Origin of the sequence: Rudanella lutea DSM 19387 (assembly GCF_000383955.1) — a bacterium.
GTDB lineage: Bacteria > Bacteroidota > Bacteroidia > Cytophagales > Spirosomataceae > Rudanella > Rudanella lutea.
This window is the reverse complement of record NZ_KB913013.1, coordinates 5877557-5898604: the sequence shown is the minus strand read 5'-3', so window position 1 is coordinate 5898604 and position 21048 is coordinate 5877557. Positions and strand designations below refer to the sequence as shown.

Here is a 21048-nt window from a genome sequence, read left to right as displayed (position 1 = left end):
TTATTACAATTACGCATTCAGTTTAGTGCGTGAATTCTGCCCCTTCCCATTTACCCGTCAGCTTCCATAATTCGTAACATACTATCCATTCAGCGATCCACGGAATCGTGTAGGCGGCTACTGATGTATGATGCTTCCAGTTGATGTCCGGTGGGTAGTGTAAGCACAAAGCACCGTTGCTGTACATGTGAATACGCTTACCTGGGTTTATGCGGTGGCTATTGATGAAGACTTGTGGAGGTGCACCCGGTACGTACTCAATGCAAATGCGGTATTCGTCGCAATCGTCGGTTGGCTTAATCTTCCCCGTGCATGTAAGAACACCGTTTCGAACAGTACAAGTAAATACGCCGGGGTATGTTTCATCAATCCAGCGTTGTTGTAGATAATTTGTTCCAGCAGAAAACTGGGTAGAATGTAGTGGAAATGCTTTACCCCCGAACCGCCGAGCGGGCTGGTTTTGCACAGGAGCTGGTTCAAAAGTCGGCTTCACAGTTGCCGTAGTATTAAGCGTACCTAATCCGGCTGCTTGTGCAATCGGGGTGAGTCGCTTAGCTTTCTCAAAGCTATCTCGGTAATTGCGTTGTTCAGCTACCAGCCGCTTAATCCGATTTTCGCCGAAAGCACTCTCCAATAGAGATTCTCGAAGGGTTGGATTAGCACCCACTTTAAGGGCTTCCCAAGTCCTTCGTAGATCGGCTATGAACTTCAAAAATGCGACGAAAAGCTTACGGTCTTCAAACCACTTTTCGCTAAAGTTCTCTTTAGGGTTAGCCGGATTGGGAATTACGAAAGGCTCAATACCTCCCCAGAGATTCCGAGACTTTTGCTCAATGTGAGTAATAATCCGGTCAATAGTCTCAAATACGGATAACTCACCATTATAAGCTTCAGCAGCTAATGTTGTCAAGATGATACTTGACGTTGCTAAGTCTTCCTGACCGTAAAAGTACACATCCCGACCACGTTTGAAAATCTGGACAGCCCGTTCAAGGGGCGGCTTTAATTCATACGGAAGCGTTGCTGGTAGATTCTCACTGGCCCGAATCTCTAAATTTCGTGCATTGTAGGCTTTTTGAAGTATTTCTTGGCGCTTAGGAGCTAACTGTGCTCTTCCTGTAAACCAATCACCGTAACCAATTGGGTTGCTTGCCGTCCAATTCTTCGTTTTACGATCAGGCACGATAATTCGGTTAGGCTCATAGTAAGTCTCCTGACAGCCTACCATGATATCCATATGGAAATCATTGGCGTAAGTAATCCGAATGCATCGGTTCTTCCGCTCAATCATGCCTTTGTACGTATCATTTTCGCGCAACCGCCTTTCCAACTGGTTCAGGACTTCCATGGGATCGTAATTCTTCCCGGTCAGAAAATCGAGATGGACCACAAAATCCAAGTCGAATTCATTTCGTTTATACGGCTTGGATGTGGTTCTGATTCGGAAAGAGCCTTGCGCATACACGTTCAAAAGAGCGGTCTTGAAAAATGCCTCGTCACGCTCAATCCAGTCCGCGACGGTTTTGTAGCGTTCTTCCGCTAATCGTCGGCGAGTCGCATCTAATTGCAGACTTTCACCCAAACGGTTTAAAAGGTCATCCAGATCGCTAATCTGGAAGTCAGAGCCTGACGGTGTAACAACTGGGATTGTAGGTGTCATTACAGTGGTTAATTATTGGTTAAATAGTTTGTGATCTTTACTAATCAGCAGACGAGCGTGTTCACCTATTTGGAATGGCTTCCGCTTCAAACGTTTGTCATGCCCCAGCATTAAGATACTCCCTTCATCAACCCAAACGTATTGATCGGAAGGCGTGTCCCTTAAGTGTTTCATTGCCTGTTCTTGCTGGGGACTTAGCTTCACGTCAAACACTTCATGATAAAGCAATTCTTGGCACTGAAAATGGGGCGAGAAGTGGAAGGTTGGGACCGTGTACCGGTACTGAGTTGTTACTGGGGTAAAAAGATTGGCGGGTAAAAAGCCAGGTTTGATTAGTTCTTCGACAAACTCACGCTGCTGGTCAACCTCACGGTCTTCGCGGCTTTCGTACCAGTTTAAGAATTTTAATAGCTTACGAGCTGGTACGCGAACGCGTAAATCCTGTCGGCTCACGTCATCTATCTTCAGACAATCGTCGTCGAGTATACCCAATTCAGACAGAATTTTCGCTGAAGAATACACCTTTCGCACACCTCCCACTGGTTGATACTGATCGATTCGATGCCCTTTAATTAGTAAATATTCACCATCTAAATAGATGCGGTACAGATAAGCGATAGAAACCCGAAAGTATTGATTAGGACTTGCCAGTAATGAAGCTCGCCATAAGGCCCACCGTTGCCTAGTCGGAAGTCGGTCGGAGAGAAAAGCGTCTAAACGGTTCGACAGAATATTTACCGCTATACTGGAGCCAGTTGAAAAAATAAACTCAGATATTGGCATTATTAAATGAGAAAAAAAGTGGAGCATGGGGTAGCAGTAGTGCTACCCCGGCCATAAATTAAAAGCTGCGTGCCATGGCGATTGATACAATCAATAGGCAGATCACAACAGCTAAGGTTAGTAACTGCCCGTTTTGTCCACGAGCATCAAATGTTACCGCGTTCAGCATTCTTAAATGGACGCCATCAACAGAAGCATTAGCAACAGAATTGTTCATTTTATTGACTTAAATTTAGTATGCCACCTTCTTAACCGCAGGTGGCTGTACGGTTAGCCTTTGGGAGGGTAAGGGTCGTGTCCATAGGAGTCGCGTCGATTAATCTGACCGTCCCGGCCATGAATTATCAACTCGACCTGCTGATGACGCGCAATGTCGCGACCGACATCAATAGCATCCTGTTGGGTGTCGACCAGGCGTGTAGCCCGTTGCCCGTTTGCCCGTTGAACCGCCCACTGATCACCACGGGGTACGATGTGTACGTTAGTTTTTGCCATTTTTAGAAGCGTTTACATATAGAAGTACGAACCGTGACAAGAGAGGTGTCACGGTTCGTACTTCTATATGTAAAACACCCCCCGCTCAAATGTGAATAACGAATCGTCTATATGACTAACAGCGTATCGGACCTTGAGCTACTTAGACTCATATCCCACCAACATGATGAACGTAGCCGACAGCAGGCGTTCGCAATCTTTTACAATCGCCATAAAGACTTTCTATGGCGTGCATTAACCAGCGTTTGCTATGGTAATGGGTATGATGACGAGCTTAAGTGGACTGTTCTCAATAACACGTTCTTGAACGTATTTATGTACAGTGGCTCGTTTCAAATGGACGTGAACGCTTCAGCAGAGGTAAAGATTCAGAAAGTCCAGAATTGGATTCTGACAATTGCCAGACGGGAATATAAACTGTTATTAATTAATGGTTACTATCCTCCCGATTCGCTGTTTGAGGATGAACTACCCGAGACCTTCGATAACGGTATTGAGTCGTCAACAACTTTTAGTGAAGAATTAACCCGCACGGCCATCGAACAGCTTAGTGAACGAGATCAACATATCATTCGTACCTACTGGCAGTACTACGAACCGGGTAAGGGAAGCCAAGCTCTTAACTTACCGGATAAGGTCTTAAATGAGTTAGCCGCTCGGTATAATACAAACAATGATAATATACGTCAGATCATTCGGCGAAGCAAACGAACTATAAAGGCGTACCTTGACAAGCATTTTGACCAAACAAAGCAAACTTTATCTCATAAGCACGATGAACAATAACCCGCTCAATGATTCTCACGAGTCGGATTCCGATGCTTTCGAGCAAATGTTCCATCGGTCGCTCCAGCAGCACGGATTCATTTTCCCTGAGACTGAAGAAGGCATTGAAGCACTTCGTCAGCGAGCTTTGACATCCAACACACCCGTTCCTGACGATCTGCCGAACGCTGCCACTATCCTTGCTCAAGGTCGAATCAATAGCATTAGAAGTTGGGATTTTGCACCTCAACCTGAACACGATCTGACTATTAAGTGGCAGACTTTATTAACCAAACTTAAACAAGCTGGCTTCACCGAAAAATTTGTCAAGCAGCGATTAGTACCTCAATGGGCAGGAAACGTATTAAGTGACTTCGATTCAAAGCACGAGTCGTACCAGACCGCAATAAAACAACTTTTGGACCGGTTGACTCGAATCTTTGCCATCCCCATTGAAGATATAGTTAGTTCGCAACCACTGCCTGTACCTGCGTATCAGTCTATCAATACTCGCTATAAGAAACCTGTAAACACAGATTTAGCCAATATTGCAGCATACACGCTTTACGCAAAGTCGTTGGCTGCTATTGTTCTTAAAGCAAGTGCTTATCTACCAGTGCAGCCGATTCCGACTGACTATCGCGAATTTCGGCTACAAGTGATATCCTTGTACGAATCGCTTACTTTCGAAAACACATTAAGGTATGTTTGGTCACTGGGTATACCGGTTCTACCGTTATCTGATTCCGTCAATTTCCACGGAGCCTGTTTTCGATTTAATAATCGTAATGTGATAGTGCTTAAGCAGAACACAATGTCGGCGATTCGATGGCTCTTCGATCTACTGCATGAGGTTAAGCATGCATCCGATTATTTAGAAGAAACAACACGTGAAGTTGTTGAATCATCTGCTCTATTTTCACCAGAAATGAATCTTTCTGACGAAGAGAAAGCCGCTAATCAATTCGCGAATGATGTCGTGTTGGACGGCAGGGGAGGAGAATTAGCCATAAAAGTAGTAAATGCCGCAGGTGGTCGCGAACAGGTGCTAAAAGCGAAGGTTATCGAAATAGCCAGACAAGAGGACGTTGATCCAGGGGCTTTGGCTAATTATTTGGCATACCTGTTGAAAGTTCAGCAAGGCCGCAATTGGTGGAGTACAGCCGTAAGTCTTCAGTCTACTAATACAAATCCTCGGATTATCGCAAAAAACGTTCTAAATGAGTACATTCGCTTGAATGCACTGACTGTGCAGGAAAAAGATATGTTAGAAAGTGCGCTTAGCTAAATCGATATAAAGTCCACATGGCTAATGACGATCAAATAGTATTACCTAAAGTCACCTGCACCAGCACCAAGTGTGATGAAGGCTTACATTGTTTCCGGCCCAAAAAGGGGAAGGTCAAAGTAGAAGATTACCAAGGAGGTAAATGCCAGGCTTGTGATGCTGATATAGTGGATTGGAATCGGATTTATAGCCGTGATCTTGATGATGTCGATACGCTCTTTGCGGCTTTACGAAAAGAGTACGTTCGGCATGTTTTCTGGACAATTCAATTGGATTTGAAGGTTAGTTGGAAGAAATTTCAGACGGGGCGTGTAAAAATGGAAGAAGCTGTCTATAAACGGCTTCAACGGTCAGTGAGTTGTTCTGGCAGAGAATCGATTTGGGATGGAAGGCAAACCCCAATGACCCCCAAAAACATCATATACTGCGCCCAACATGCTACCGCAACCTGTTGTCGGAAATGCATTCGTTACTGGCACAATATTCCTTATGATCGCGACCTGACAGACAGCGAACTTCAGTATTTAACTGGATTAGTAATGCACTACATCGATATTCGGCTTTTTGACAATCCGCCAGTAGGCACTCAATTAGTACTCCCCCTTAGCTGATATACCAATGGCTCTCATCAATACGGAAGAACATTCTGAACAGTTACGCAGAAAAGGTATCATCCAGGAAAGACAACAGGTGTTGATCACTCAGTTTCCTGGTAGTACTCAAAGTAAGGATTTGACGTTGCCTTATAACTGCTCAGGTTTTGGCCGAATTCATCATTTCCATAGAGAGTCATCGCCTGGATTTCCTGAAAACCCTTTGCCAATCGATCCGGCGCATCATGCACTGCAACTGCCTTTTGAAAATCTGGTACGCGTTCAAGTATTTCAGAATGCAGTCTGTAGCTGGCGGTGCTGGTACTGTTTTGTCGATTATAATTTGTTAAGTGGTAACCTCAAACACGCTGCCTACTTGACTGCTGACGAACTCTTAGACTTATACCAAGCTGAGGAGCAGCCCTTACCCATTATCGATTTATCCGGTGGTCAGCCTGATTTGGTTCCTGAATGGACACTTTGGATCATTGATGCCATCCGGCGAAGGGGATTAAAAGGGGAGGTGTACGTATGGTCTGACGATAACCTGAGCAATGACTACCTATGGAGTAATTTAACAAAAGAAGAAGTTAATCGGCTGGCTGATTCCACGCTCTACGGACGAGTTGGCTGCTTCAAAGGTTTTGACCCAGCTTCTTTCTCTTTCAACACGAACGCGGTTTCGGCTTTATTCGACTACCAATTCGTAATCATGAAACGGCTAATTGAAAGCCGAATTGATATGTACGGCTACGTGACCTTAACGGCACAGACAGCGGATGGCTTACGAGACAAAATGGTTGACTTCATGGATCAAATTCAGGAGCGAATTCACCCCAACTTTCTTCTGCGGACCATTCCACTGCCGATTAAAGAATTTACGCCAACCTCACTACGGATGAATGACTCCCACCATCAAGCAATTAAGATTCAGCAAGAGGCCGTGGCTGTGTGGAATGATGAATTGCAAAAACGATTCACATCCGAAGAACGCTCTAAACGTGTATTTGAGCATAGGATATGGTCTTGACAGGCATACAGGAGACATCTGATGTTTCTTACCAAAAACGACTTATACGCCGGTTGCAAAAAGTGCACCGGCGTTCTTTGGGGAAGCAGCTATCTTTAGCTGATTACATTCGAGAAAGTTTAGGAGCGTTCCCGATTGATATTGAGCGAGCGCTTAATAAGGCCAATATCCCTTATGTAACCAATGCTGTAGGTAATTTATCCACCCTTTCCCCACATCCGCAATTGGCAGAAAGCACTGCTTTCTTACCAGATGAGCATCCTAATGATTTTGATTGGCGCTTTACCCACCATACAATCAATAGTTTGGCAAGACGCGTTAAGCGTTATTCTGCCTCGAATCAATCTGTTGCTCTATTTGGTGTCAAAACCCTACTACCTGCTTTAATCGAGCATGGTATAAAAACGGTCCTCTACGAACGTAGCCTGTCTCTCGTACAGGATTTTCATAAAAACGGATACGCTGCTTCGGTCATTCAGCAGGATCTGTTATATCCATTACATGATAGTCGACCGACTTACGAATTAGTCATTGCTGACCCCCCTTGGTATCTCGACTACTACGAAGCCTATTTGGATAGGGGAGCTGAACTCTTAGCTACAGGTGGTGAATGCTGGCTTAGCGTTTTACCTGCCCTAACTCGGCCTTCTGCTTCGTCAGACCGACGAGCTATCGGTTTAATGGCTGCTCAACGTGGGTTTGAACTCGTAAAAAAAATACCCAGGTTGTTAGCGTACCAGACACCCGCGTTTGAACGGCAGGCACTGGCAACTAACGACGTACATCTTGACATTTGGCGTTTAGGGGACTTGTGGATTTTTCGGAAGATGGCCGATACTTTGATAGCTCCGCAACATCCTTTACTTTTGGACCAAGACGCTTGGACTGAATACCGGATTGGTAACAAAAAGATACAAGTGCGAAAGGCTTTAGAGGCAGGATACTTTGACTATTGGCCAACCCAGGCGGAAGGAAAGTATTTTCATTCTGTGTCTCGTCGGGCTACTGAGCGAAATCGCATAACTATTTGGACATCGGATAATATAGCTTTTACAGCCATTGCATCTCAAAAAGTAAGTCCATTTTTACATTATCTTCAATCCGGGCATTCTTTGTCAGAAACGTCCAAGCTAATTTTTAGTACGCAGACGCTTACTCAAACTGAGAAACATAAAATCGTTGCGCTACTGATGGCACTTGACCTTTTTGTAGAATGACACGTCACACAGACTCTATTTTTATATCGTATCACCATAATGATTCTCTTCGAGACGCACTGATTGAATTACTACAAAACTCCTTTAATCATAGTAGCTTTTGGTTAAATAAGTTTGAGCAGTTAACTAATGACTCAACGGTTCGTTTCCACTTGGGCATCTTCGTTGAGCCTTTTTTGCAATATATTCTTGAAGGAAAGAAGACTGTGGAGTCAAGGTTTTCAGTTAATCAATCGGCTCCGTTTGGTAAGGTGCAGTCGGGAGACATTTTATTGCTAAAACGGTCCGGTGGTCCAGTGATTGGACTTTGTCACATCACACACGTTTGGTCATACCAGTTAACTCCAGTGGTCTTTGAACAGGTGCAGCAAACATTTGCTTCGGCCTTGTGCTTAGAAGGGTCCGATTTTTGGCATCATAAGAAAGAAGCTCAGTATGCGACATTGATGGCCATTGATGAAATTACCTGCTTCGATTCAGTCATTTATATTGATAAACGAGACCGTAGAGGGTGGGTTGTCTTAGACTAAAACCATGACTATAGCTTTCTCAGGCAAAATAGGCAGCGGTAAAACCACGTTAACAACCGCATTAGCAACCCGGTTAGATTGGCCTCGAATTAGTTTTGGGGATTATGTTCGTTCATATGCAATAGAACATCATATTGAGCCAACCCGCGAAAACTTGCAGAATATTGGTGAACGGTTACTTGACAATGATGCTGAGCAGTTTTGTGCCAGTGTCCTTAGCCAAGTCGTATGGCGCTCTAATGGCAATCTTATTATTGATGGAGTACGCCATATAAGTGTGCTGAACATCATTAAAAGATTAGTAAATCCGTTTAAATTTATTCACATACACATTGAGGTAGATGAACGTACCCGAATTGAGCGGCTACAGTCACGTTATTCATCTGAACAAGTTCTAACGATAGACAATCACTCGACTGAACATGATGTAAAAGCTCAATTAAAACAAGAAGCTGATATTGTTCTATCCACTGTCTTGACTACCAATGAAATGATCGACCAAATTGTAGAGGTATTGGGTTTAATTAATTGATCTCAAATCCCCCAACGCCACCTCCTTCCGCACTCTCAGCCGGACGGGTAAAGGTGCCGTTGAGCTCTGGTTCGTCGCTTCCGTCGATTGATAATCCTGTCGGCGTTTTGCACCAGTCTTGTCGATCAGGCCCACTTCGATAATCACGCTCTTCGCTTTGCTCGACGATAAGTAGCCTTCCAGCACCCGGTCGGCGGGTACGTTGGCGTATATGGTCGTGTCGTATTCGTTGGTAAAGTAGATGGTCCGGTTCGTCAGAATGCGGGTGGTTCCGTCCTCAGCGCGGTACGTCAGGGTGTCGAAGCTGACTTCGTTACGCGGCTGGTTTAGGTCGGTGGGTTTGAAGACCCGAAATGAGTAGTATGCTTTCGTTGGCGGGAAAGTCGGTTCAACGGAAGCGTTTGGCTGACAGGACATTGCGCCAATGAGCAAGCCAGGCAGAAAAAGACGTTGTATTTTTTTCATGACGTTGTTCTGGTTCATTGTAAACCGGTTCTACAGGCTTTTGCCTGGCATAGGCGACGCATACAGCACAATTGATTGTCTCCATGCCTGAAAGCTTATAAGCGGATAGTCGGTGATTCCCCTCACCTACAAGATAATAGTCCTGGGTTCCGTCAATTCGGGCCAATTGAAGACGTGACGGATCGGTGGCCAGCAGACCGGGCATTCGGTCAGTCCTAAAATTGCTGCGCTTTTTGGCATAGGTCAGCATTTGCAGCCAGGTTAGCTTATTGCCATAGCTCTCGTGGTCGGTTCCGACAACCTGTTCAAGCCGAACCGTCTCGACGTTCTCCTCACCTGTGTTGTAGGCGTGATAATCGAAATAGCGAATCGTCTCATAAGCCCAGCTCGGAATTGGCTTACCGGGGAACAACAGGGCAAAATGCTCTTCGGCTGGTCTGTTATCTAACATCAGACAAAAATGCTTCTACGCTTCAACTCAAAAAAACAACGGGCGGTGGCCAGCATGTCGGCGGTCGCGTCGTGCATCCCCATCATACGCTTGCCCGTTAGCAGCCTGTACAACTCTTCCAGTTTTACCGGCTCCCGGTTAGGCGTCACTTTTGCGCTGGCATCCATCGTGCAGATAACCGGTCGGGCCGGAAACTCACCTACCCGACCGGGCTTCGCTTCATTGGCTCGTATAAACTCCGCTCCGATAACACCGTAGTCGAGGTCGATATTATGCCCTACCCAGGCATCAGCCCGTTCCAGTGCCGGCCGTAGCTGGTTCAACACATCGACCAACGGCTGCCCTTTTATTTCGGCTTCTTCCGGCGTGATACGATGAACCTGCTGGGCTACCTTGTTCCATCGGTATCCATCTGGTTTCACCACTGCATACTGTCGGCCTAACTCTTTGCCCTGCTCATCATACAGCCCCCAGGCAACCGAAATAAGTCGTGGCCAGTTGGTCAGGTCAGTAACGGGCAAATGATAGGATTGCGGCAGGCCGTTGGTCTCTGTGTCGATGATTAGGTAGGTCATTAAATGCGTTTCAGATACTGTTTAATTCCTCCATATAGAACAAACAAAAACGCCAAAACGAGCACGAAAGGCAATAAATTTAAGTCATTTGGGCCTGTTCCAAACCAGCCTGTTTCTACTCCCGATGCTTGTGTAATATCTGGGTAGGATAGCATCTCGATACCGTTGCTCATCGTTTCATTCCAGTTGATTCATTGGCAAAACTTGGCAGGTCAAACTTCGGCATCATCTTCGGACCTTCTGCCGATTGCACCATCTGCTGCTTCGCTTCACCGGGTAAGGCTGGTAGCGTCAGCTTCTCGTTTCGCTGGAGGTCTTCGGTGAAATCCTTGTGTACCGGCAACTTCAACGCCACCACCTCGTTCAGCCCCTTGGCGGCTACCAACTCGTTTTGGGTACGTACCAAGTTTTGCCGGGTGTTGGGCATCGAAATCTCGAACTCGGTGCGGCTACCTTGCCAGCCCCTCACATTAATACGTGCTGTCGGCTCGTCCTCCGGCGAATCCACGCGGGGGTCGTTCTTATTCAATGCCGCCGAAAACCGTTCCGTTAGCTGCTGCACCTGTTGCTTACCCGTCGCCTGATCCGGGTAGCTGACCGATACCGTTAGCCGTAACTGGCTGGGCGTCGGCATAGCCAACTGCGCCTGAATGTTGTTGCTCTCCTCGATGCCCGGATACCGCAACCGACCAACCAGGTTGATATTCGTCCGAAAACCGCCATTGTCATTATCATTCGCCATCACGATCTGCTTCGGCTGGTAGCGGTCAATCAACTTCTGCACCGTATCGGGCGCACCCGAAGACAGGTTGCCCGCTGTGCCGATGTACAACCTTTTTTCCCCTTCTACCGGTGGTTTCAATTGGTGAAAGCTCATCGCGTCGATGGGATTTTCAGCAATCACTAACCGATCCAGACGACCATCGGAACCTATCACCTTTGGATTGGAAATCCATACCCCATCTCCACGCGGCCCCTCGACCATTTTTAAGCCGTCGTTCCGCACAATGATGGCGATCGTTCCCTGTTCATTTTTAATTGGAAACACGGTGTTCGTGTACTGCTTACCCCGGCTCCGGTCAAAGTAAGAACGATTGAAAACTGTATTTTCAAACTCCGGTGCGTTTACCGTAGCGGGCGACAGCCCACGGCCACGCAGGTACGTATCGTCGGTCAGCGGTTTCAAGTCGAAGCTCCGCACGACGGCCTGTTCACGAGTAGGTATCTGTTGATTATCGGGAGGTGGGGCGGGTCGCGCCGGGCGTTGCTGCTCGGGCACCTGACCGATATAGCGTTGCAGGCTTTCAATAGTGTCTTTCCACTCGCCCGTACCACGCCGGTGCTGAAACTGTACTACCGTTCCCTTATCGGCTCCGTCGTTAGGATTAAAGTAGATGTCTATGCCGCTCCGCTGATTCGGGTACACAACAATTTTGTCCCGGCCTCGGGCATCGTCTTTGTAGAGCGTTACCGAATTACCTCCGCTCCGTTGCCGGTCTTTGATGTAGCCCTGATCCATTGCGTACTCGACCAGGTTGATGCGCTGCTTGAACTCATCGAAGTCCACTTTGCGGGCGGTGCCCCGCTGGGCTTCATAAGCAGGTTTATCAGTACTTCGGGTGCGTTCGGGTTGCCGGGTAATCCCCATAACCCGCTCCTCTATATACGTTATGTCCTGCAAGTCTTTGGGCCGGCCAGCGGCTTTCTTACTGGCCACCAAATCATGAGGGGATACGACGCTGTAATCGGTACCGTCTTTGGTGCGGGCTGGCACACGGTTTGGGTAATGGTCGGCAAACTGACCCAGACCCGGTACGTCCTTGTGAATATCGATTCGGTACGGGTTTCGCCCGAAATACACGATTTTATCGTCGGTAAAATCGCGGGGGTGCATGTTGGCTCCGAGAAACTCCTTCACCGACGATACCATCTTATTGGCATTTTCGGCCGATGGGTTGATCCATACATCAATGTCGTCGGCCTTGCGGGTACTACCGTATGATTGGACTGCCTTTCCCCCGATGACAACATACTCCACCTGGTGCCGATTGAGCACCTGCAAAAACTCCTCCTGATCGCGGGTCATTTGTTACACTTCCTATTACTGCTTCTCCTCTTTTCTGTCTGCTTCAGCCTCCTCTTCTTTCATCAGCGTGAAGTCTTCCCGGGTCACCTTGCCAATAATCCAGGGTTCGTCGGCGGGCTTCTCGGCAAAGCCGTACCGTTCAATGGTTTCGTTGCGGATGGCGTCAAAATCCACTACCAGCCCTTCTGGTGTTACCTCGACGTGCGGCCCTAATTTTTCTGGTTGATTATTCTCCATTTACTCTATCAATTTAAAACTCAAATTTACCGCTTTTGAGAGACGTTTCTCGGTTTTTCACCCAAATTATCTATCATCCGGAGCTAATCATCTGTTGCGGCCATCGCCTTTATGAGAGTTCCTTTTAAGGTTAAAATGCATGTCTATTTGATATATTTACAATTCCATCGGCTTAATATACACAAACCATTTTTCTTGATCCTCATGAAAAAGTATGTACCCAAATTGATCCCTAAAGAGCATCTGGTTCTTCCCGACTACTTTAAAGAATCGATTGAAACGACGCCGAAAAAGGCTGAAAATACAGGTGATCTATTGTGGAATGTCTTATCCCTCCTATCAATACTGGCCGCTATTACTGTTTTCAGCTATCATGTAGGATTCAGTTTGTCGTTTTTGCTCTTTGCTTTTTTTGCTTCAAGCTGGGGGAAAAATCGGCTCGAAAGGTTACTAAAATTCCGGTTCGTTCCAACTCTAAAACTATGCACACTTGGGATAATGTCCTTCATCCTGATTGGGAACGGCTTTCAATATCGAGACCGTATTAAGCAGGCGGAGGAAGACAAAAGGATAGCCGCTCTTGCTGAACAAAAAGCAGAAGTTGAAGCAAAACGAAGAGAAGTTCAGCGCCTTGATAGTGTACGAACGTACCTGTCTAAGGCCGATAATCTCTTAGAAAAAGGTGCTTACGCTAAGGCAATCTATTTTTACAACCAATCCGGTCGATTTGTCTCAACTGACGAAACAGACACGCAACACCGGCTACACGAAGGACTTGCAAATAGCTACGTGCGAACGAAACAGTATAAACTGGCACTTCAACACTACGATGAACTGTCCAGAACTAGTTCGCTGAATGGTGAACAGTTGTATCAACAGGCACTTTGCTATCAGCAAGTAGGCCGGAAAACAGAAGCCATTGCCGGATTCCGTCAGGCATCCGAAGCCGGTCATCGTCAGGCAACCAAGCTCTACGACAAGCTCAACCCGTTAGTCCGTAAACTACTTTACTACCAAACCGTTTGCTGTGATGGCAGCTACAGTCCCTCGAATGCTAAAGGCAGAGGTGCCTGTTCTCATCACGGGGGCGTATGCAACTGGAATAAGCCAATTTATGAAACCTATAGAAAATACGATGTCAACGGCCTTTGAGACAAGACCCTTGAGGTCGCTGAGTTTGATGCAACGCCTACTCCGGCAGCACCCTGAGGAAAATGCTATTATTGAAGTTAACAACCTCCTGGCCAACCGCCCAATCAGAACGATCACCCGGCATGATTTAACAGATATTGAGCAACGATATGGCTTTCCACTAAGCCGGTTCATGCTAAATCTGGAAGAATTTTACGCTGTCCATCTTAATTATAAACTGTCTGATAAACAGTTGGGAACAGATGGGTTGTCCGATCTCGAGCATTTACGAACATTATTTAACTTACCGCCCTCAACGGTCGAGATGTTACATGCTCAAATTGGCAAATTAGCCTATAAGCAGCGGGCAGAAGACGCTATTAAAGATGGGCATATATCTGAGACCGATAAAGTGGCTCTGTCGGCATTACAACAGCTTATTCCTATTCCTGTCGATCTGACTGACAGTATCTATAAGGAAGTATGCCAAGATCATTTAAATAAGCTTGCTCAAAAATATTCATTCAACGCCCGTATCTCTCCCGAAGAGGAACATAAAATTCTGACCGTAAGTAAGAATTTGGGTACCAAGCTTAGTGCCAATACCCGACGTCACATGGAAAGGTACATGCGCTATTGGGCTATTGAAAATTCAGACTTACCCGTAATCGAGGTAGCTATCACCCTTCAAAAGTTGGAAGTGTGCCATTATCAGGCCAGCGATGTGCAATGGTTTGAGGAACGCGTAACCGTTCGCCGAACGAACTACACCGACCACTTTGAACATCGTAAAACGCTTGATGTTGTCGATTTAACATCGAATGTCCTTCACAACCATCAGGACACGTTTGACATCATCAAACTGATTAGCAGCGGATCTCTCTACGTTACTAACAAGAGACTTATCTTCGAAAGCCCAAATAAAACTACGTCTATCAAGATCGATTCAATAATTCAGGTCAAGGCTTATAAACAAGGTATATTAATTGATAAAGTAACTGGCAAGAGTATGCTCCTTCTGATAAACCGCGACAGCGATACCTTAACTTTAATTTGCCGGCGTCTGCTTACTCTCAAATCGTCCTTTTAGCACCTAAGGAGTCTACGTACTTGCTCTTGATAAAAATGTTCAATATATTTGATTGTTCAATAAAAATGAACTATTTAAAATTTTGAACAAGTTTGACCGTATTGCTGATCAGGCAGTCGAGGGATTGCGTGATGCCACTGGCTTGAAAGTTTTGTGGGAAAACACGGCTACTACCGGACTTGATGGCTTTGTGGTTATCGATACCGGGAACAACACCATTCGCCTGCCTACTCAGATCAGGCAGCGGGCAATGGCTCATCATGTAGATGAATTAAGACAGTTGGGCAAACCCAACACGTTGCTGCTGGCCGAACAGATACCTGATTCGCTCAAACAAACGCTGCGGCAAACCCAACAAAATTACCTCGACGGGGCCGGTAACTGTTACATACACGTTGGTAGTATGCTGCTCATTGTGCAGGGGCGTAAGCTGGCTCCAGCCCCGGCCGTAGCGAAACAACCCTTCGGTAAAAGTGGCCTGCGGGTCCTGTTCTCCCTACTTATACTGCCCGACGCTATCAACCTAAGCGTACGGGAACTGGCGGAACAGGCTGGCGTTTCGGTCGGCACAGCACAACACACCATCGACTACCTCAAGAAGTCGGGCTACGTCATCTCGGTAGATAATAAACGAAAGAAACTAATTAAGCTCGATAAGTTACGCGAACAGTGGGCCGGCCGGTATGCTGCGGCCCTCAAACCGAGCCTGATTATGGGCTGCTTTCGACTACCTAAAAACCTCTCCCCTGCCGACTGGCGACAGGTAGCGTTACAACCCGGTACGTATTGGAGTGGGGAGCCTGCTGCGGATGCCCTCACGAACGAGCTGCGCCCGGCTACGTTGACGCTTTACACCAATGAGGATAAGGCGGGTTTGCTTAAAACGTATAAACTACTGCCCGACCCCGATGGGCCGGTGGAGGTTAATCAGGTATTCTGGAAAGACTTTGCTGACACGTCTAACGTACCTACCGTACCGCCCTTGTTAGCCTACGCCGACTTACTATCCATTGACGACCCACGCACAACCGACATCGCCCGGCGCATTTATCAAGACCATATTGCTAATGCATAGAATCACTTTTGAGCAACTTCGACAAGGCAACCTCGGCGAACTGTTTGCCGTGCTGGAAAGCGAGCTGGTTACACTGGGTGTCGATTTCTACCTGATTGGAGCCATTGCCCGCGACATCTGGCTAACGGCCCTACACGACATTGAGCCGGGCCGCGTCACCCGCGACCTCGACCTGGCTGTATTGCTGGCGAATGAAGAACAATACGGGCACCTGCGCGACCGCCTGATCGGTACGGGGCGGTTTATTGCCCGGCGCGACAACGTCTATACGCTCGTCTTCGAGGACGGGCGGCCTGTGGATTTGCTGCCGTTTGGAGCCTTGTCGATGGAGCAGTCAGTCAGTGTAGCGGGGCAGGGCCTGACGACTATTCGCGTGGATGGATTTCAGGAAGTGTACGAAGCAGGCACCGAATCTGTCGAAATAGACAATCAGCCGTTTCTGGTCTGTACGCTGGCCGGCATCGTGCTACTTAAATTCATTGCCTATGACGACCGACCCGAACACCGCTCGAAAGACATCCTTGACATCGGCGCAATTCTGCGGCATTATTTTGACATTACCGAAGACGACATCTACGAAAATCACAACGATCTATTCAGCGACGACGAGTTCGACATCACCCTAACGGCCGCGCGAGTGCTAGGTCGTCAGATGGCTCCCATCGTTGCCCTCTCCAATGCACTCCACCAACGTATCGACCAGATCATTGATCAGCAAATCAGTTTAGGTGAGCAAAGTCCCGTCGCTGAATTACTGGTTCGTGATAGTCGCTGGTCGGTCAGCTACGCGCTGAATCTGCTACGGCAGTTGCGGAGGGGGATGGGGGAGTAGTAGTGTAGAAAAGACTTTTCATCAAAATCCGTCTTTACGGTGAGTTGAGACGGATTTTGATTGACAAGAACGTATTGACAAAATCATCACTTTAAATCAAATAGCTCAGGAAACAGGATCTTAAAAACGTCGTCATAGCTGTGATCAGGCTGAATGTTTTTTTGCTTAAATGCAGCAATCTTCTTAGCCAGTTTACCACCTGAATGGGCATCCTGTTGAATTAAAGCTGTGTTGGGCCAGTGTTCAAGTGCCTGTAAGAACAAGTGCGAATACGTCTCTTTACCAGGGAAAACAGTATGAGCCACTTGTATCAATTTACTAAATTTTTGCCCAACCACGCAATTCAGTTTAATGGATAATAGAGCCAGAACAGGACCTTGTACCTTCTTCAGGCGATGAGCTTTTTGGGAGGTTTTCAATTTTGTCAAACAAGTTACCAAGCATAGGCAAGTCAGTAGATCATTCCGCTCCAGATGAGAGCGGTTTGCCCGTTCCTGCTCAAAGGCTAACCTTAAAAAGCTTTTGTCTAAGTCTGTTAGTTGATAGCCCTGCTCTTGCCCAAACAGGTCGAATAAATTCCGCTCAGTTTCATGTGAGAATACAGCAAATTCACGCAACAAAGGACTACGTCGTTCAGGATAAGCATCAATTTCATTGAGCGTTTGATGAACTGACAAGCGGGCAAGGGAAACCCCTTCTTCCAGCTGTTCTTCATAGGCTTGTTGGCGTTGCTCATACGTTTGTTGCCGTGCCGCTAAATCACGTTGTCGCTGCGTTTCCGTACGCTCTTCCTCGTCGATTTCTTGTTTGATAGCTTTTACCGCTCCCTCTACATCGAAGAAAAACACTTTGTAAGTAGCATTATCAAACGTCAGGTCATGTAGGTCAACCATCCGTTCCTTCCACCGATAGGCTACCTCTTGACCAATCCTATAAGGCTCCCTATACAGACATTTAAGAACAAGATCTTGCCGATGTTTGGATTCTCTGATAGCCTCTCCGTCGGGTAGTTCTGCCGTTTCGTACAAAATCCGTCACTTGAGCACTTGGTTGTGGCTACGCGGGCGGGCCAGGGGCAAGTCCATCAACATCTTCAGGTCGAAGGGCGACGGTGGCATCGTTCCATCCGAGAAATCGTATTCACCCGCCAGATTAATGTGGTGCCACGTGTGCGTGGACGACTGGAGAATGGTCGTTAGCAGTTCCTCTCGTTCGGCGGTGGTTTTACTCACCCGCAGCTTTTCGGACAGATACAGCAGGTTGTAGAAATTAATGGCATTCATAATCAGCATGCGGCAACCACTGGCCGTATCCCGGTCAGCCTGCGTTGGCCAGTCAAAGGAGCCATTGTTCCCCAGCGTAACGGCGTTGCTGAACTTGTTACTGTGCTCCACTTTGCTGAGCATGCCTTCAATGCTGGCCCGCAACCCGGCATCATCCACTACACGTAGAATCAGATCGGTTTTGTAGAGTCGCCCCAGATCGCGCAGCGCCTTGTGAAGCGGATGCTGCTTGGCATACGAGTTCAGTCGTTTCAGTAGGGTGGAGGGGCGCACGTAGCCTAACTTTTGGGAGGCCACGAAGCGCAGAATATCATCCCAGTAGGCGACCAGATGCTCGTAATCCACACGCGAAGACGGCACGATTTTGTAGCCCTTCGATTTGAACGTCCCCACGGCGTCTAAGCTGTAGAGCTGCTGGCGATGCGGCTGCACGAAGCGCGGGCGAAAATCAATGCCTAGCAAGCCCATCACCGCAAAGTTGATTTCGGAGAAGCCGTGCATGTCCGTCGCGTGGGCCTCAGTTTGCAGCACCGGATTGTGCAACACAACATCCAGCACATAGCCTGATTCCCGCTCGGCTGCGTTAATGACAACCGTGTACAACAGTTGACCGGCTTCGTCCAGTCCTGAATACACGCAAACGCCCTCCCCGTTGCCAAAATACTTGTAGGAGGCCGAGGCTCGTAGCGACGGCACCGAGACATCGTATTTCTGTCCGTCGCTGCCCGTCATGACAAAGCCTTCTTTTCGGCGAAACAGATCCGTCAGCGGTAGGGCATTGCTATGAGCCACGATACAATCGTTGGCTTCCAGCACCTTCTCGGGTGAAAAGTACTGGGTCGCTACCGTTTCGAGGGTGTGGACGGAGATGTCTTTGGAAATCAGTGCCATCTTGCGGATACCGATGTTTTCGCCGTAGCCAATGATGGCCGCCAGCAGCAGTCGAACATCCGGCCGAGTCGGTTTGTGCGGGAAGCCCTGGTGTTGAAACTTGCCCAGAAAACCGGTTAACTGCTCAATCTGTAACAAGACCTCGCGCAGGGTGATGACCCGGCTGACGGGGTATAGCTGACGAGTGGCCTGCTGAGTTTCGCTTTCATCAGCCCGGTAGCGGTGAAGGTGCCAGCCCCCGTGTGCGTCGTAAAAGACCTGCTCATTGGTATCGAGTCGTCCGTTGGTCTGCTCGAACTGACCGTTGACTCGCTCACCCAAGGCCATTAGCGTGGGGGCTGGTTGGCTAAAGGCCAGCAGACCCGCCCGGCGCAGATACTCTTCCCGGTAGGCTCTCCACTGGGATCGGGGAATCTGGTATTCATCGACCGAGCGATACTCGTAAGACGACAACACTGTCAGGGTACCATCGCGCAGGCCATCCCGGATGGCCCGGAAGAGCAGTATCTTGTAGAGCGATACGCGCAGCTTACCTTTCTCGGTAAACACATGCTGCCGCTGGGCCATATCCAGAAAGGCCAGCGGTGGCTTAGCCGATGCGGTCAGTTCACCCCGCTGCTGCTGGTAATACGTAATGGCTTCGATCAGGTGGGGATGTGAACTTTCAGCATCGAATTGCAGCACCTGCACGATGGCCGTTACCCGCAGTTGCAGGCGAAAGGACGCTTTCTCCAGGGCCTGGTAATAGTCGGTCCGTTCATCGATGGGCTGATTAATCGTTTTCAGGTCGGCCACCCGCTGCTTATCGGTCAGCAACTGGGATGAAGTGAGTCGCTTGCGCTCCAGAATCTGGCGAATATAGCCCACCTTCTCGTCGCTGGTCCAGTCGGTCTTGTCAATGGTTTGCTCGATCTCGGTCAAGGCATCAATATGCACGTCAGCCCGACGGCTGACCTGACCAACAAGGCTGGCCGTAGCCTGGCGGCTCTGATAGTATTCCTCTTTCATGCGGTCGTCACAATCAGTGAGGACACCCGAAACCGCTTTGTGCAGCGTCAGGATCAGCGCGTCGCCCACTGAAAGGTACTGGTGGGTAATGAAGGCCATCAACCGCAAATAGCGTTCATGCACCCGTTCGGCCAGGCGCACGCTCCGGTTATCGAGGACGTACTGGGCATAATAGCGGATCGTATCGTCGGTCAAATCCAGCCGGGCGATCAACGGGGCCAGGGGTATGAACAACGTCTTCAACCGGTTGAACAGGGCGACTCGCTCAGCGATGGCTTTGGGTTGCATCGACTGGCTGATTTGTTTAAGGTCCGTGAGCGGGTAGCGACCCTTGCCTTCGGGCGCGGGGGGTGAGTTGTCCACCAGCCCGTCGAGCATGGCTTGATCCGCAGCGGTCAGGTGCTGTTGAATGATGGTCTGGAGGTGCCCGTCAAAGGCATCGAGTGCCTGGGTGATGATGTCGCGCAGCAGACTATAGGAGGGTGTCTCGATGCGCTGCTGACGCAGATAATCGACTAACGCATCCAGCATCTGAGCGGGCCGGGTTTGCAGGTGGGTGAGCAGTTGGGCTTCCCGTCCCAGCTCCTGTCGGTGCTGCTCGTCGAAGGGCTGATAGCCTAACTGCGCCAGAATCGTCGTCCGATGGCGATATAGGGTACGACTGACGCCGTAGGCCGCCAGATTGACCTGATGGCGCGGAATGAGTAGCTGCCCGCATACCCAGTCGATATCGGCTTGGGTGAATCGGTCCGGTACGAAGAATCGCGTCACCACCCGAAAATAACCTAATTGCAGCACAAAGCCAACTTTGGCTGTGGGCGTATGAATGGCCGCCAGGTACGTTTCGGCCCAGTGGGGTAAGTCGAGCAGAATCAGCCGTTGGCTACTGTTGAGTGGTGGGGGAGCGTCGAAACGCGTCCGTTCCTCGGCAGAGAGATAGTCACGACGGGCCATGGGTCAGGTCGCAGGGTTTAGGGGCCAACAAGTCATACCTTTCCGAACCCTTCCTTAGCTCCCCCCGCTCCCGCTGC

At 48.3% G+C, this 21048-nt stretch carries 22 protein-coding genes; 11 read left to right on the top strand and 11 right to left on the bottom strand.

Going from position 1 to position 21048, the window contains the following annotated elements; translation table 11 throughout:
* Positions 1-22: 22 nt before the first annotated feature.
* From RUDLU_RS28970 to RUDLU_RS0124265, 4 genes are read right to left on the bottom strand one after another with little or no spacing between them, the layout of a single operon-like run.
* The gene (locus RUDLU_RS28970) at positions 23-1660 is read right to left on the bottom strand and encodes a nucleotidyltransferase domain-containing protein (protein WP_019991050.1); all 1638 of its coding nucleotides are present in this window, start codon (positions 1658-1660) and stop codon (positions 23-25) included.
* Positions 1661-1672: 12 nt separating this feature from the next.
* Positions 1673-2470, bottom strand: a complete 798-nt coding sequence (locus RUDLU_RS28965) for an SMODS-associated NUDIX domain-containing protein (RefSeq protein ID WP_052316761.1) — start codon at positions 2468-2470, stop codon at positions 1673-1675.
* Positions 2471-2501: 31 nt separating this feature from the next.
* Positions 2502-2660: a hypothetical protein gene (locus tag RUDLU_RS29800; protein WP_157580408.1), complete on the bottom strand. Its 159-nt coding sequence runs from the start codon at positions 2658-2660 to the stop codon at positions 2502-2504.
* Between the two features lie 53 nt (positions 2661-2713).
* Positions 2714-2938, bottom strand: a complete 225-nt coding sequence (locus tag RUDLU_RS0124265; RefSeq protein ID WP_019991048.1) for a DUF2188 domain-containing protein — start codon at positions 2936-2938, stop codon at positions 2714-2716.
* Positions 2939-3049: 111 nt separating this feature from the next.
* Here RUDLU_RS0124265 and RUDLU_RS0124260 point away from each other — a divergent pair, with 111 nt between their 5' ends.
* The 7 genes from RUDLU_RS0124260 (at position 3050) to RUDLU_RS28120 (ending at position 8893) form a co-directional block, all read left to right on the top strand.
* Positions 3050-3724 carry a sigma-70 family RNA polymerase sigma factor gene (locus tag RUDLU_RS0124260; RefSeq protein ID WP_019991047.1) on the top strand — a complete coding sequence of 225 codons (675 nt, stop codon included), beginning with the start codon at positions 3050-3052 and terminating at the stop codon, positions 3722-3724.
* Positions 3714-4991, top strand: a complete 1278-nt coding sequence (locus RUDLU_RS28125; RefSeq protein WP_019991046.1) for a hypothetical protein — start codon at positions 3714-3716, stop codon at positions 4989-4991. The genes RUDLU_RS0124260 and RUDLU_RS28125 overlap by 11 nt, the downstream gene beginning before the upstream one ends.
* A gap of 17 nt (positions 4992-5008) precedes the next feature.
* On the top strand, positions 5009-5602 hold the full coding sequence (locus RUDLU_RS0124250; protein ID WP_019991045.1) for a DUF4186 family protein: 594 nt from the start codon (positions 5009-5011) through the stop codon (positions 5600-5602).
* A 7-nt stretch (positions 5603-5609) separates the two neighbouring features.
* On the top strand, positions 5610-6614 hold the full coding sequence (locus tag RUDLU_RS0124245; protein WP_157580405.1) for a hypothetical protein: 1005 nt from the start codon (positions 5610-5612) through the stop codon (positions 6612-6614).
* A 77-nt stretch (positions 6615-6691) separates the two neighbouring features.
* A complete protein-coding gene (locus tag RUDLU_RS0124240; RefSeq protein WP_169578072.1) occupies positions 6692-7831 on the top strand; it encodes a hypothetical protein in 1140 nt (379 codons plus the stop codon).
* On the top strand, positions 7828-8361 hold the full coding sequence (locus tag RUDLU_RS0124235; RefSeq protein WP_019991041.1) for an ASCH domain-containing protein: 534 nt from the start codon (positions 7828-7830) through the stop codon (positions 8359-8361). Before RUDLU_RS0124240 ends, RUDLU_RS0124235 begins: the two co-directional genes overlap by 4 nt.
* Before the next feature lie 4 nt (positions 8362-8365).
* Positions 8366-8893, top strand: coding sequence for an AAA family ATPase (locus tag RUDLU_RS28120; RefSeq protein WP_019991040.1), 528 nt, complete (start codon positions 8366-8368; stop codon positions 8891-8893).
* Here the strand turns inward: RUDLU_RS28120 and RUDLU_RS0124225 are convergent.
* The 5 genes from RUDLU_RS0124225 to RUDLU_RS0124200 form a co-directional block, all read right to left on the bottom strand.
* Entirely contained in the window at positions 8882-9310 is a 429-nt protein-coding gene (locus RUDLU_RS0124225) for a hypothetical protein (RefSeq protein WP_019991039.1), read from the bottom strand. The two genes, RUDLU_RS28120 and RUDLU_RS0124225, sit on opposite strands and share 12 nt — an antisense overlap.
* The gene (locus RUDLU_RS0124220; RefSeq protein WP_019991038.1) at positions 9282-9809 is read right to left on the bottom strand and encodes a hypothetical protein; all 528 of its coding nucleotides are present in this window, start codon (positions 9807-9809) and stop codon (positions 9282-9284) included. Before RUDLU_RS0124220 ends, RUDLU_RS0124225 begins: the two co-directional genes overlap by 29 nt.
* Entirely contained in the window at positions 9809-10384 is a 576-nt protein-coding gene (locus tag RUDLU_RS0124215) for a 3'-5' exonuclease (protein ID WP_019991037.1), read from the bottom strand. The genes RUDLU_RS0124220 and RUDLU_RS0124215 overlap by 1 nt, the downstream gene beginning before the upstream one ends.
* Positions 10385-10553: 169 nt before the next feature.
* Complete coding sequence (locus tag RUDLU_RS0124205; RefSeq protein WP_019991035.1) at positions 10554-12470, bottom strand: nucleotidyltransferase; 1917 nt, start codon at positions 12468-12470, stop codon at positions 10554-10556.
* 15 nt (positions 12471-12485) lie between these two features.
* On the bottom strand, positions 12486-12707 hold the full coding sequence (locus RUDLU_RS0124200) for a hypothetical protein (protein ID WP_019991034.1): 222 nt from the start codon (positions 12705-12707) through the stop codon (positions 12486-12488).
* 204 nt (positions 12708-12911) lie between these two features.
* On the opposite strand from RUDLU_RS0124200, the gene RUDLU_RS0124195 reads away from it, so the two are divergent.
* The 4 genes from RUDLU_RS0124195 to RUDLU_RS0124180 all read left to right on the top strand — a co-directional run bounded on the left by RUDLU_RS0124195 (position 12912) and on the right by RUDLU_RS0124180 (position 16835).
* Complete coding sequence (locus tag RUDLU_RS0124195) at positions 12912-13859, top strand: hypothetical protein (RefSeq protein WP_044129681.1); 948 nt, start codon at positions 12912-12914, stop codon at positions 13857-13859.
* Entirely contained in the window at positions 13822-14928 is a 1107-nt protein-coding gene (locus tag RUDLU_RS0124190; protein ID WP_157580399.1) for a hypothetical protein, read from the top strand. Before RUDLU_RS0124195 ends, RUDLU_RS0124190 begins: the two co-directional genes overlap by 38 nt.
* A gap of 82 nt (positions 14929-15010) precedes the next feature.
* Complete coding sequence (locus RUDLU_RS0124185) at positions 15011-16003, top strand: type IV toxin-antitoxin system AbiEi family antitoxin (protein ID WP_245581716.1); 993 nt, start codon at positions 15011-15013, stop codon at positions 16001-16003.
* Positions 15996-16835 carry a nucleotidyl transferase AbiEii/AbiGii toxin family protein gene (locus RUDLU_RS0124180; protein WP_019991030.1) on the top strand — a complete coding sequence of 280 codons (840 nt, stop codon included), beginning with the start codon at positions 15996-15998 and terminating at the stop codon, positions 16833-16835. Before RUDLU_RS0124185 ends, RUDLU_RS0124180 begins: the two co-directional genes overlap by 8 nt.
* An 86-nt stretch (positions 16836-16921) precedes the next feature.
* On the opposite strand, the gene RUDLU_RS0124175 is transcribed toward RUDLU_RS0124180, so the two are convergent.
* Both RUDLU_RS0124175 and RUDLU_RS0124170 read right to left on the bottom strand, forming a co-directional pair.
* Positions 16922-17728 carry a DUF7829 domain-containing protein gene (locus RUDLU_RS0124175; RefSeq protein ID WP_157580396.1) on the bottom strand — a complete coding sequence of 269 codons (807 nt, stop codon included), beginning with the start codon at positions 17726-17728 and terminating at the stop codon, positions 16922-16924.
* Between the two features lie 141 nt (positions 17729-17869).
* Complete coding sequence (locus tag RUDLU_RS0124170) at positions 17870-20971, bottom strand: Tn3 family transposase (protein WP_019991028.1); 3102 nt, start codon at positions 20969-20971, stop codon at positions 17870-17872.
* Positions 20972-21048: the final 77 nt, after the last annotated feature.